This is a genomic window from Pseudomonas japonica (genome assembly GCF_900188455.1).
Lineage (GTDB): Bacteria > Pseudomonadota > Gammaproteobacteria > Pseudomonadales > Pseudomonadaceae > Aquipseudomonas > Aquipseudomonas japonica.
In genome coordinates this window covers 49,489-62,117 of record NZ_FZOL01000025.1, presented here as the reverse complement: position 1 = coordinate 62,117, position 12,629 = coordinate 49,489, and the positions used below count along the sequence as shown (strand labels likewise).

The window sequence follows — 12,629 nt, the reverse complement described above, 5'->3', positions numbered from 1 at the left end:
GGATGGGACTCTGACCACCTGATGTCGCTTGGCTGTGTAGGAGCTGGCTTGCCTGCGAAAGGACCGCAAAGCGGTCCCAATTGCACTGTTATCGGGGACCGCTTTGCGGTCCTTTCGCAGGCAAGCCAGCTCCTACAAGGATGGGCGAGGGCTTTTTACGGCTTCGCGCTCACCGTGGCATTGCGCCACGCCTGCTGCAGCTTCTGCTCCAGCTCCGCGCTCACCACCTTGCCCTTCTGCGCCTCCAGGCTCAGTTTCAGGCCGTTCAGCGAGCGTCCGCTCAGGCGATTCTCACTGAGGTCCTGGGTGAACACTCGCTCCGCCTTCTCGGCCTCGCCCTGCGCCAGCAGGGCATACCCCAGCGACTCGCGAACCGTGTAGTACCAGTCCGGCGGTTCGTTGTACCAGAGCTTGTCCTGCACCTCGACGGCCTTGCCCCACGCAGCGATCACCTGCGCCTTGCTGTCGTCCTTCAACCCGGCGAGGTCATCGGCCAGCGCTTTGCCCACGTCACCCACGGACCTGGCGCTGGTTTCCTGCACGGTTTTCAGGGCGAGCGCGCCGCCCGTCGCTTCCTGGGCCTTGTTGAACAAGATCAGGTTGGCCAGGCGCAGCAGCTCCACGGCATCGTTGTTGCCGTAGCGCAATCCGTCGGGAGTGGTCTTCTTGACCTCGGCAAGCACCTTGCCCGCCGTGCTCCAGAACCCGTCCAGCGCCTCGACGGCCTTGCCGCTGTCCTGCTTGTCACCCAGTGCCTTGTACGCCGCGGCGTAGCTTTTCATGATCCGCGTGTACGGCATGGTCAGCGTCTGCCAGCCCTCGGCGTCCTTGCAGGTGTCGTTGATCCGCGCCAGCCCGGCGTCGATCTTCGGTTCGATCGCCGTCAGTTCGTCCCACGCCTGGAAGCGCACGGCGTAGTAGTACGGCACCGCATAGAAGTAGTCGGACTTGGTCTTCAGCTCAGCCGGATATTTCTCGCAGAGGAACTTCACCGAGGCGTTGGCGGTGGTGTTGTCCACCAGCTCGCTGGCCATGTTCAGCGCTTCGTTCTTGCGCCCTTCGATGGACAGGGTCCAGGTCAGGAAGTGGATGTTGTGCCCCAGGTAATGCAGCAGGTACGGACTCTCCGGCTGCACCTGGTTGCCATAGGCACGGTCCACCGAGATCGCCGCGTAGTTGGTGGCGCTGGACAGTTCGTTGTTGCCGGTGCGCTGGTAGATGTGCGAGGCCATGTGGATCAGGTGGCCCACCGCCGGGTTGAGGGTGCGGAAGCGTTCGGCCATGGGCATGCCGCTGTCGGGGAACGGCGACTCTTCGATGGCGTGGATGTAGAAGTGGTTGGCGCCGGAATGGTTCTTGTCCATCACCAGCACGCGGTTGAGCACTTCCAGGGCCTCGTAGGCCTCGCCGGTCGGCTTGACCGTGTCGGAGGTGGCTTCGTCGCCGTTCCACCATTTCCACGGCGCGATGTTGAGCAGGGCGTCGGCGTACAGGGCGGCGGCGTCGAGGTCGTCGAAGTAGGTGGCGGAGAGTTCCTTCATCTTCGCCGCGTAGCGTTTCTTGCCCTCCAGCGACAGGCCGATGTCATCGCCCTTGACGTCGTACTGGGTGAGGAACGCCTTGGCGTAGGCCTGCTCGCGCTTGACCTGCTGCTCGGTGAAACCGGCCGGAATGGTCGTGACCCGGGCGTCGGCATTGTCCTGCGCCATGCGCGCGGCCAGGTTGGCCAGTTGGTCGCAACCCTGGGTGGCGTCGGTGTTGATGTTCGAGCTGGCCGACAGGGCGATGCCCCACAGCGGCATCGTCGAACGCTTGTCGAGCTGGTACGCCTGGTAGAAGGCACGGATCGCCTCGCCGAAGTTGAAGCCGTACTGCAGGGCCATGCCCTGGCTGTAGAAGGCCTGGATCTTCGCGGTATCGCCCACGGCCACCAGGTCGTAGCGCTCACCGCCGAGGCCGGACAGCAGATGGTCGGCCTGGGTGTCCTTGTCGCTGACGCAGAGCTTGAGGGCGTTCTCCAGGCTGCTGCCGTCAGGCAGCCGGGGGAAAAACTGTTCTTGCTGGTCCGTCTTGTCGTGCATGCCACCATGGGCGATGGCCTGCAACGGCAAAGCGGCCAGCAGTGCGCAGGCGACTGCCATGCGCACGCTGGTCGTTCTTTCCATGAAACGATTTCCTTATGGGGTTGTAGCCAGGCGTTCGATCTGTACCGCGAGGTCCTTTTCAGGAATCTTCACCTCCACCAGCACCGGCTGGTCGCGGACCGCGAGCAGTTGCGGCAGCAACTGCTGCAGCTCGCTGACCGTGCGCACCTGATGGCCCTGCGCGCCATAGCCCTGGGCGACCGCGAGGTAGTCCAGGCTCGGCAGGGTGTCGAACGGGGCGAACTGGCCATCCGGCTTGAACGCATCGATATCGACGAAGGCCTGCTCGATGGCATACACCTGGTTGCTCATGACGAAGACGATGGCGTTGATCTTGTTGCGCTTCAGCGCGGCCAGGGACTGGCTGACCATCATGAAGCCGCCGTCGCCGGCGACCACGATCGGCCGCTTGCCGCTGCCCAGGGCGACGCCGAGGGCGCAGCCGGTTTCATGGCCGAGCGAGCCCCAGATGGCATCCGAGAGGAAGGCGTTGCGCGGCATGCCCTGGATGTTGCTGGCCACGTACAGCGACGAGCTTTCGCCGAGGATCAGCGTGCTGCTGTCCCACAGGCGGTGCTCCTGGGCGTACTCGACGAAGGTGGCGAAGAAGTTCGCATAGCTCAGCGCCGTGTCCGCGCCGCAGGCGGCGAGCAGGGGCGGGTGCTTGGGCAGGACCAGGTCGGTGCGCGGGAAGCGCGCGTCGAGGTTGAAGGCCTTGAGCAGTGCGTCGACATAGTCCGGCAGGCGCACGTTGGGGTAGTACTCGGCGCCGGTGCGGGCCAGGTCGCAGTTGACCTGGATGATCTGGTCGAAACGCTGCTCCAGCAGGTCGAGGTAGTCGTCGGTGAAGATCACCCCGATGGCCAGGATGCAGTCGGCGTCCAGCACCTGCGGCGAGGTCTCCAGGCGCGACGCCGGGCCGGCGTAGGTGCCGATGAACGGTGCCTGGCTTTCGTCGAGCACGGTCTTGGCATCGAGGGTGGTGCTGAACGGCAGCTTGCAGCCGTCGATCAGACGCTGCACGGCGTCCTGCAGGCCGTAGCGCATGACCTCGACGCCAAGCAGCACCAACGGTTTCTTCGCTTCGGCCAGGCGCTGGATGCTGTTTTTCACCAGCAGGTCGAGGTTGTAGGCATTGGACGGCGTCGGTGCCGGGGCCAACTGGCCCTGGGGACGCGAGCACGGCATGCCCCAGACGTCCTTCCAGGCTTCCAGGTAGACCGGCTGGCGGTGGGTGAGGGCGGCGATCAGCGCGCTGTCGATCTGCCACGGCGCCTGGTTGGCGTCGGAGATGATCTCGCAGGCTACGGTCACCTGTTCCAGCACCTTGCGGTCGGCCTCGAAATCGCCGGTGGAATGGTGGAACAAGACGTGCTGCTTGCGCGCCAGTTCACGGTTGGCGGTGGACGGGCTGGCGGAAATCACCACCACCGGGGCGCGTTCGACGAACGAGCCGGCAATGGCGTTGACCGCGCTGAAGGTGCCCACGCCGTATTGCAGCGACACCGCGCCGAGGCCATGCACCCGGGCATAGCCGTCGGCGGCGTAGGCCGCGCCCATTTCGTAGACTTCGCCCACGGCGTCGATGCCGTCGAAGTTCTCCAGGGCATCCATGAAGTTGGACACGTAGTCGCCCGGGACCTGGAAGATCTTGCCCAGGCCCAGCTCCTTGAGACGGGTCAGCAGGTAGTCGGCAACGCTGAAGTCCTGGGCGCTCATGCTTTGATCCCCGTGTAGGCGAATTCGGTGACATCGGCCAGGGTCTTCTTGCAGTCGGTGCAGGCAAGGGACGGCGGGTTCTCGATATCGATCGGTGCCGGGGTCGGCAGCAGTTGATAGGCCTCTGGCAGCCACTCAGGACGGGGCAGGCCGAAGAAGTCCTGGAGGGTGGACTCGGCGGTGGTCAGCGCGCCTTCGACCCAGCCCTGGCCATAGGAATAGGCCTCGCCGACGATGTACACCTCCTGCTCCTGCACCGGATGGCGCATGCGCTGGATGATCAGGTCGAGACGGTAGTTGGCCTTCCACTCGTGCCAGCCGCCGCCGAACGGATCGGCGTCCCAGGCGTGGTAGACCGCGGAGTAGGGCGCCGGCAGCTCGATCTGGTCGTGCAGCGAAGTGACCTGGCGCTGGGCGATCTGGACCATCTCGTCGCTGATCTGGTACTGCATCCTCGGCACTACTTCGTTGGCGTCGATCCTGCCTTGCAGGCTCTTCGGCTGGTAGCCGCCGAACGGCAGACCGCCTTCCAGGCCCTTCCAGAACGGCACGGTACCGATGTCGTTGTAGGACGCCATCAACAGCGAGTTGAGGGTCTTCTCGCCGCCGTCCTGCTCGCACTCGGTGCCCATGTAGTAGCACTGGCGGATCGGCAGGTCGGTGACCGAGCGCCCGGCCACCAGGCCCTGGCTGCGCCACCAGGGTTGCTCGTAGGCGAGGAACAGCTTGAAGGCCGACTGCACCAGTACCGAGTCGATGTTCTGCTTCAGCCATGGGTCGTCGAACAGCGGCGACTGGATCAGTTCCAGGGAGCGCCGCGGCATCGCCAGGATCACCTGGCGGGCATGGATGATTTCTTCCGGGCCGGCAACGTCGGTGGTGTTGCCGTCGACGGTGACGGTCGCCTGGAAGTGCAGGCGGTACGGGTATTCGGTGTCATCGCTGAACTGCACGGAGACCAGGCGACGGTTCATCTGCACCCGCTGCTCGGCGGGGACCAGGCCACCGGCGACATCGACGAAGCGCTTGGCCAGGGTCAGCGGCAGGGTCTGGAAGCCGGTCTTGAGGGTGAGGAACTTGGTGTTGTCGCTGTATTCGGTGGCGGGCAACTGGGTCACGGCGCTGGCGTTGGCCACGTTGGCCTCGTAGCCGCCGGCGTCCTTCATGAACTGGTAGCCCTCGTTGCTCAGCACGCGGTAGAGCAGGTCCCAGAAGCCGTAGCGCCAGATTTCCTTGCCGAACACCTTGACCTGCATCTGCTCGGCCAGGCTGAGCTGGTCGAAGCCCGGGTAGATGCTGTTCATCACCTTGACCTGCAGGTCTTCCGGACCGAAACCACGCTCGGACCAGGCCAGCTTGTAGGGGATCTTCTCCGGTGCTTCGGTGAAGTCGCGCAGGCGGAAACGCTCGCCGCGCAGGTAGAACAGGTTGTCCTTGGCGCCGACCGGGTCTTTTTCCGGCAGGTTGCTGCCCATGGGGAAGTCTTTGGTCGGCAGCTTGAGTTCGCCGACCAGCTTGTCGACCATCACGTGGCCGCCGGTGCCATCGTCGGTCGCGGGCATCCAGCGCATGCCGCCGACTTCGGCGACGACGTTGGGCAGACCGGGAAGATTGATACTGAAGAGACGGCCGCCGATGCGGTCGCTGTATTCGAACAACTGGATGCGTTGACGATCACCCTGGGCTTCTTGCAAGCGCCATGCGCTATAGGTCCCTGATACGCCGCCGCCGATGATGGCGACATCCAATGGCTGGGTCTGACTCATCGCAAATATCCTTATGTTGTGTGGGCAAGGAATTCCATGCGGGAGGCAGTATTGACGAGGATTGTGTCAGTGCCAATCTGCCATCACTGATTTTTTTGCAAGCGATGGCTGAAACGGCGAAAGCTGCGGATTACAAGGCTTTCAGGGGAGAAAAGGTGTGTGCGCAAGGCAACCTGAGCGGGGCGCTCAAGACTGCGGTTGGCGTCAGTAGTGGGGCTGCTTCGCAGCCCTTCGCGAGCAAGCTCGCTCCCACAGGAGTTTGGCGGCCCCCTGTGGGAGCGAGCTTGCTCGCGAAGGGCCGCAAAGCGGCCCCAAAAGGCTCAACCGCGACTGGCGGCGAGTGCCTGCTGCAGGTCGGCGATGATGTCGTCGCTGTGCTCGATGCCGATGGACAGGCGCACCATGTCCCGCGGCACACCGGCTTTTTCCAGCTCTTCATCATTCAACTGACGGTGCGTGGTGGAGGCCGGATGGCAGGCCAGGGACTTGGCATCGCCGATATTGACCAGGCGTACCACCAGGTTCAGGGCATCGATGAACCGCGCGCCGGCTTCCTGGCCACCCTTGATGCCGAAGGACAGGATCGAGGCCGGCTTGCCCTGGGTGTAGCGTTGCGCCAGCTCATGCTCGGGATGCTCCGGCAGGCCGGCGTACTTGACCCAGGCCACCTGCTCATGGTCTTGCAGGTAGCGGGCGACCTTGAGGGCGTTCTCGGTGTGGCGTTCCATGCGCAGGGCCAGGGTTTCCAGGCCTTGCAGGATCAGGAAGGCGTTGAACGGGGAGAGCGCGGCGCCGGTATTGCGCAGCGGCACCACGCGGCAGCGACCGATGAACGCGGCCGGGCCGAAGGCCTCGGTGTAGGTCACGCCGTGGTAGGACGGGTCGGGGGTGTTGAGCAGGGCGAAACGTTGCTTGTTCTCGGCCCAGGGGAATTTGCCCGAGTCGATGACGATGCCGCCGATGCTGGTGCCGTGGCCGCCGATGTACTTGGTCAGCGAGTGCACGACGATATCGGCACCGTGTTCGATCGGCCGGCAGAGGACCGGCGTGGCCACGGTGTTGTCGACGATCAGCGGCACGCCATGGCGGTGCGCGGCGTCGGCCAGGGCCTGCAGGTCGACGATATTGCCCGCCGGGTTGCCGATGGACTCGCAGAACACGGCCTTGGTCCGTTCGTCGATCAGCGCTTCGAGGGCGGCGATATCGTCGTGGGGGGCGAAGCGGGTCTGGATGCCGATCCGTGGCAGGGTGTGGGCCAGCAGGTTGTAGGTGCCGCCGTAGAGCTTGGCCACCGAGACGATGTTGTCGCCCACCTCGGCGACGGTCTGGATCGCGTAGGTGATCGCCGCCATGCCCGAGGCCACCGCCAGCGCGCCGACCCCGCCCTCGAGAGCGGCCATGCGCTGTTCGAGCACGTCGTTGGTGGGGTTCATGATCCGCGAGTAGATATTGCCGGCGACCTTCAGGTCGAACAGGTCGGCGCCGTGCTGGGTGTCGTCGAAGGCGAAGGAGGTGGTCTGGTAGATCGGCACGGCCACGGCCTTGGTGGTCGGATCCGGGCTGAAGCCCGCGTGGATGGCCAGGGTTTCCAGCTTCATGCAGTCGTTCCTTGCGCGATGGGGAGAGCGGGGCAGCATGGAGTGGGGTGCTCAGGCGGTCAATAGCCTTGTTTGGCATAAGGAAATAACCGCTGCATGGCGCGCGTAGGAGCGTGGCTTGCCCGCGAAGGACCGCAGCGCGGTCCCCTACTGCACCGTTGTCTTTGGGACCGCCTTGCGGTCCTTCGCGGGCAAGCCACGCTCCTACGGGACAAGGAGGCTAGCGGGCGGGCGAGTCATGGGGAAATCCGGTAAGCTCGCCCACGATTTTTCCCCGCCTTGCCCCACGGAATCCCCGATGTCCCAGACCCCCACCAAGAACCGGGCCCTGCGCGTGCGCAGCGATGTCCTCGCCGGTTTGACCACGTCCTTCGCCCTGGTGCCGGAGTGCATCGCCTTCGCTCTGGTCGCCCACCTCAATCCGCTGATGGGCCTGTACGGCGCCTTCATCATCTGCACCCTGACCGCGCTGTTCGGCGGCCGTCCCGGGATGATTTCCGGCGCCGCCGGCTCGATGGCGGTGGTGATCGTCGCCCTGGTGGTGCAGCACGGCGTGCAGTACCTGCTGGCGACGGTGTTGCTGGGCGGGCTGCTGATGATCGCCTTCGGCCTGCTGCGCCTGGGCAAGCTGGTGCGCCTGGTGCCGTACCCGGTGATGCTCGGCTTCGTCAACGGCCTGGCCATCGTCATCGCCCTGGCCCAGCTCGAGCACTTCAAGAACGGCGAGGCCTGGCTGCGGGGCCCGGCGCTGTGGCTGATGCTCGGCCTGGTCGGTCTGACCATGCTGGTGGTCTACGTCCTGCCGAAATTGACCCGCGCGGTGCCGCCGGCGCTGGTGGCGATTCTCGGTGTCGGTGTGCTGGTCTGGCTGCTCGACCTGCCGACCCGCACCCTCGGCGACATGGCCCATATCGCCGGTGGCCTGCCGTCCCTGGCCCTGCCGGATATCCCATGGAACCTCGACACCCTGCGCATCATTGCCCCCTACGCGGTGCTGATGGCCCTGGTCGGCCTGCTGGAAACCCTGCTGACCCTCAACCTCACCGACGAGATCACCGAGAGCCGCGGCCATCCCGACCGCGAGTGCGTGGCGCTCGGCGTGGCCAACATGGCGTCCGGCCTGTGCGGCGGCATGGGCGGCTGCGCGATGATCGGGCAGACCGTGATCAACCTCGGCTCGGGTGGCCGCGGGCGTCTGTCCGGGGTGGTGGCGGGGGTGATGATCCTGTTGTTCGTGCTGTTCCTGTCGCCGCTGATCGAGCGGATTCCCCTGGCGGCGCTGGTCGGGGTGATGTTCGTGGTGGCCCAGCAGACCTTCGCCTGGGCGTCGTTGCGGGTGCTGCGCAAGGTGCCGCTGAGCGATGTGCTGGCGATCGTCGCGGTGACCGTGGTCACGGTGTTCACCGACCTGGCCACCGCGGTGCTGTTCGGCATCATCATCGCCGCGGTCAACTTCGCCTGGCAGCACGCCCGCGAGCTGTACGCCGACGGCCAGGCGCAGGCCGATGGCAGCAAGCTGTATCGGGTGCACGGTACGTTGTTCTTCGCCTCCAGCACGGCGTTTCTCAACCAGTTCGATCCGGCCGGCGATCCGCCGCAGGTGACGCTGGACTGCCAGCACCTGAGCTTCGTCGATTACTCGGCGATCGCGGCGTTGATGACCTTGCGCGAGCGCTATGCCAAGGCGGGCAAGCACCTGCGCGTGGTGCACCTGTCGGAGCGTTGCAAGCAGCTGTTGAAGCGGGCAGGGGCTGAGCACTGACGGCCTGCGCACCTGATATTTCTGTCAGGTGCGCGAATTCGTCGACAGGGATTGAATAGGGGGTCGGGTGACGCCCTGCATGGGCGGAGGTTCATCCAACACCCCCTACAGTGTCGATGGAGAGGACCGATGAACGTACAAACCCGGCCGTCGCTGGCCAAGCTGGATGCTTCTTTCGGTAAGGACGGCAAGCTGCGCTTCGAGTTACCCGGCCAGGACTATGTGGCCCGGGCCATCCTGGGCCCGGCCAAGGAAGTCGTCGCCATCGGCGTCGCTTCGCTCAGGCCCCATGCCCTGACCCTGGTTCGCTTCACCGCCAATGGCGTCCTCGACACTGCGTTCGGTGACAAGGGCGTGGCGGTACGCGAGCTGTTCTCGGGGTTCGAAGTATCCGTGGCGGACTGCGCCTGGTTGCCCGACACGCGCCTGGTTGCATTCGGCGCGCGGCGTCAGTCGAATGTACGGGGTGCCCGGGAAGAGTTGTTCCTCGCCTGTTTCCTGGCCGATGGGCGCCTGGATAGCAGCTTTGGCAGCGGTGGCACGTTGCTCTTCGCACCGCAGGTGAACAATCGCTTCGCTCGTGCGCTGTTGGTGCAGAAGGACGGCAAGCTGGTCGCCGTGTGCGACGGCGCCCCTTCGGGCTACGACATGAGCTGTGCCATTCGCGTAACGGGCAAGGGGCAACTGGATTCGACCTTCGCCAAGGGCGGTATCCTGGGGTTCGGCGAGAACACCCATCTGCATGCTGCTGCCTGTGACAAGGATGCTCGCCTGCTGTTCGGTGGCAGTTGCAAATCCCAGGCAAGCCTGGAGCGTGTCTATGACACTGGTGAACCTGATCTCTCCCTGGGGTCGACCTCGTTCGTCAGCCTGCCGCTGGGTTCGCTGGCGGAGATGACCGTCGAGCGCCTGCTGTTGCAGGCTGATGGCCGGATTCTGGCGCTTGGGCAAGGCAACGATGCCGGCTTCGCCGATCGCGGGTTCCTGACCCGCTTCCTGCTGAATGGCATTGTCGACAGCCAGTTCAATGCCGGTCAGCCTGTCGCACTGGGTGAGACCACACCACGTGACCTGCTGCTCGACGCCGCCGGCCGCATCCTTATCCTAGAGCTGGCTAGCCAGATGCAGCAATTGATCGTCAGGCGGGTCACTGTGGACGGCAATGTGGATAGCACGTTCGGCGTGGAAAGCGCCGGCCTGGATGGCAGCCTCGTCGAAGATGTGCCACCTCGCTTGCTCGCCCAGTCCGCGGACAAGGTGCTGGTCGCCGCGACAGTGCGCGACTCAGGCAAGCAACAGGCTGGCTTGACGGTAACGCGACTATTGGTCTGAACGCACAGCGGCGATGGCCGGTTGCCCGGACCCTCGCCGCTGTTTCAGTGGGCTTCAGCCCTGCTTCTTGATGATCACATCGGCAATGCTCGCCGGCGCCTCGGCGTAGCGGGTGAACTCCATGGAGTAGCTGGCCCGGCCCTGGGTCATCGAGCGCATTTCCGTGGAGTAGCCGAACATCTCGCCCAGCGGCACTTCAGCCCGTACCACCTTGCCCGCCGGGGTGTCCTCGCTGCCCTGGATCAGGCCGCGACGGCGGCTCAGGTCGCCCATGATGTCGCCCATGAACTCCTCGGGCATCACCACTTCGACCTTCATCACCGGCTCCAGCAGCACCGCGCCGCCTTTCTGCGCCAACTGCTTGGTGGCCATCGACGCGGCGATCTTGAACGCCATTTCGTTGGAGTCGACGTCGTGGTAGGAGCCGTCGAACACCGCGGCCTTGAGGCTGATCAGCGGATAGCCGGCAACCACGCCGTTCTGCATCTGTTCCTCGATGCCTTTCTGGATCGCCGGAATGTACTCGCGCGGCACCACGCCGCCGACCACTTCGTTGATGAACTCCAGGCCTTCCTTGCCCTCGTCGCCCGGGGCGAAGCGGATCCAGCAATGCCCGTACTGGCCGCGGCCGCCGGACTGGCGGACGAACTTGCCTTCGATCTCGCAGGTGTTGCGGATCTTCTCGCGGTAGGCCACCTGCGGCTTGCCGATGTTGGCCTCGACGCCGAACTCGCGGCGCATGCGGTCGACGATGATGTCCAGGTGCAGCTCGCCCATCCCGGAGATGATGGTCTGGCCGGTTTCCTCGTCGGTCTTGACCCGGAACGACGGGTCTTCCTGGGCCAGCTTGCCGAGGGCGATGCCCATTTTTTCCTGGTCGGCCTTGGTCTTCGGTTCGACCGCGACGGAAATCACCGGGTCGGGGAAATCCATGCGTTCGAGGATGATCGGCTTGTCCAGCGAGCACAGGGTGTCGCCGGTGGTGACGTCCTTCATGCCGATCAGCGCGGCGATATCACCGGCGCACACTGCCTTGATCTCGGCGCGCTGGTTGGCGTGCATCTGCACCATGCGCCCGACCCGTTCCTTCTTGCCCTTGACCGAGTTGAGCACGGCGTCGCCGGAGCTGAGCACGCCGGAGTAGACGCGGGCAAACGTGAGGGTGCCGACGAAGGGATCGGTGGCGATCTTGAAGGCCAGGGCCGAGAACGGCTCGTTGTCGTCGGCGTGGCGTTCCAGGTGCTTGTCCTCGTGATCCGGGTCGGTGCCATTGATCGCCGGGATTTCCGAGGGGGCAGGGAGGTAGTCGATCACCGCGTCGAGCATCAGCGGCACGCCCTTGTTCTTGAAGGACGAGCCGAGGATTGCCGGGACGATCTCGTTGGCCAGGGTGCGCTGGCGCAGGCCGGCCTTGATCTGCTCGTTGTTCAGCTCGATGCCGTCGAGGTAGAGGGCCATGAAGTCGTCGTTGGCTTCGGCGGCGGCCTCGATCATGTGCGCGCGCCACTCGCGGGCCTGCTCCAGCAGTTCGGCGGGGATCTCTTCCTCGCGGTAGCTGGTGCCCTGGTCGTCCTCGTTCCAGTAGATGGCCTTCATCTTCACCAGGTCGATCTGCCCGGCGAAGTGTTCCTCGGCGCCGATGGCCAGCTGGATCGGCACCGGATGGTGGCCGAGGCGCTGGTCGATCTGCTTGACCACGCGCAGGAAGTCGGCGCCCTGGCGGTCCATCTTGTTCACGTAGGCCAGGCGCGGCACATGGTATTTGTTGGCCTGGCGCCAGACCGTCTCGGACTGCGGCTCGACGCCGTCGGCGCCGCTGAACACCACCACCGCGCCGTCGAGCACGCGCAGCGAGCGTTCCACCTCGATGGTGAAGTCGACGTGGCCGGGGGTGTCGATGATGTTGAAGCGGTACTTGTCAGGGAACTGCTTGGTCGAGCCCTGCCAGAACGCCGTGGTCGCCGCCGAGGTGATGGTGATTCCGCGTTCCTGTTCCTGGGCCATCCAGTCCATGGTCGCGGCGCCGTCGTGGACCTCGCCCATCTTGTGGTTGACCCCGGTGTAGAACAGGATGCGCTCGGTGGTGGTGGTCTTGCCCGCGTCGACGTGGGCGACGATACCGATATTGCGATACAGCTCGATGGGAGTGGTGCGCGCCATGAGGGGTCACCTGTGCTGCGGTGTGGTGGGAGGTATTTCCACGGTAGCAGAGGCTGGGGGGATTGCCCGGGCTGACGCCGGGCGGTGGGACTGCATTCTCGCAGGCCCTGGAGATCCCTGCGGGAGCTGGCTTGCCAGCGATCTGGCC

General features: G+C 65.0%; 7 protein-coding genes. 2 read left to right on the top strand and 5 right to left on the bottom strand.

The window, feature by feature from the left end; genetic code table 11:
• Nucleotides 1–155 precede the first annotated feature (155 nt).
• The 4 genes from CHB99_RS24635 to CHB99_RS24620 form a co-directional block, all read right to left on the bottom strand.
• Nucleotides 156–2,165, bottom strand: coding sequence for a hypothetical protein (locus tag CHB99_RS24635; RefSeq protein WP_042125995.1), 2,010 nt, complete (start codon nucleotides 2,163–2,165; stop codon nucleotides 156–158).
• Between the two features lie 12 nt (nucleotides 2,166–2,177).
• Nucleotides 2,178–3,863 (bottom strand): thiamine pyrophosphate-binding protein, encoded by a 1,686-nt coding sequence (locus CHB99_RS24630; RefSeq protein ID WP_042125993.1) that lies wholly within the window; start codon nucleotides 3,861–3,863, stop codon nucleotides 2,178–2,180.
• Nucleotides 3,860–5,629: a flavin monoamine oxidase family protein gene (locus CHB99_RS24625; RefSeq protein WP_042125990.1), complete on the bottom strand. Its 1,770-nt coding sequence runs from the start codon at nucleotides 5,627–5,629 to the stop codon at nucleotides 3,860–3,862. Before CHB99_RS24625 ends, CHB99_RS24630 begins: the two co-directional genes overlap by 4 nt.
• A 320-nt stretch (nucleotides 5,630–5,949) precedes the next feature.
• Entirely contained in the window at nucleotides 5,950–7,227 is a 1,278-nt protein-coding gene (locus CHB99_RS24620) for a bifunctional O-acetylhomoserine aminocarboxypropyltransferase/cysteine synthase (protein ID WP_042125988.1), read from the bottom strand.
• 298 nt (nucleotides 7,228–7,525) lie between these two features.
• Between CHB99_RS24620 and CHB99_RS24615 the strand changes: the two genes are divergently transcribed.
• Together CHB99_RS24615 and CHB99_RS24610 are read left to right on the top strand one after the other, a co-directional pair.
• Nucleotides 7,526–8,989 carry a SulP family inorganic anion transporter gene (locus CHB99_RS24615; RefSeq protein ID WP_042125984.1) on the top strand — a complete coding sequence of 488 codons (1,464 nt, stop codon included), beginning with the start codon at nucleotides 7,526–7,528 and terminating at the stop codon, nucleotides 8,987–8,989.
• Nucleotides 8,990–9,118: 129 nt separating this feature from the next.
• Nucleotides 9,119–10,321 carry an NHL repeat-containing protein gene (locus CHB99_RS24610; protein ID WP_042125982.1) on the top strand — a complete coding sequence of 401 codons (1,203 nt, stop codon included), beginning with the start codon at nucleotides 9,119–9,121 and terminating at the stop codon, nucleotides 10,319–10,321.
• A 54-nt stretch (nucleotides 10,322–10,375) separates the two neighbouring features.
• On the opposite strand, the gene fusA is transcribed toward CHB99_RS24610, so the two are convergent.
• Nucleotides 10,376–12,481: an elongation factor G gene (gene fusA, locus CHB99_RS24605; RefSeq protein WP_042125980.1), complete on the bottom strand. Its 2,106-nt coding sequence runs from the start codon at nucleotides 12,479–12,481 to the stop codon at nucleotides 10,376–10,378.
• Between the last annotated feature and the right edge of the window lie 148 nt (nucleotides 12,482–12,629).

What these genes read in the sequence shown, in the direction of transcription:
- CHB99_RS24635 (WP_042125995.1), bottom strand. Translation starts at nt 2,165, where the DNA reads ATGGAAAGAACGACCAGCGTGCGCATGGCAGTCGCCTGCGCACTGCTG.
- CHB99_RS24630 (WP_042125993.1), bottom strand. Translation starts at nt 3,863, where the DNA reads ATGAGCGCCCAGGACTTCAGCGTTGCCGACTACCTGCTGACCCGTCTC.
- CHB99_RS24625 (WP_042125990.1), bottom strand. Translation starts at nt 5,629, where the DNA reads ATGAGTCAGACCCAGCCATTGGATGTCGCCATCATCGGCGGCGGCGTA.
- CHB99_RS24620 (WP_042125988.1), bottom strand. Translation starts at nt 7,227, where the DNA reads ATGAAGCTGGAAACCCTGGCCATCCACGCGGGCTTCAGCCCGGATCCG.
- CHB99_RS24615 (WP_042125984.1), top strand. Translation starts at nt 7,526, where the DNA reads ATGTCCCAGACCCCCACCAAGAACCGGGCCCTGCGCGTGCGCAGCGAT.
- CHB99_RS24610 (WP_042125982.1), top strand. Translation starts at nt 9,119, where the DNA reads ATGAACGTACAAACCCGGCCGTCGCTGGCCAAGCTGGATGCTTCTTTC.
- fusA (WP_042125980.1), bottom strand. Translation starts at nt 12,481, where the DNA reads ATGGCGCGCACCACTCCCATCGAGCTGTATCGCAATATCGGTATCGTC.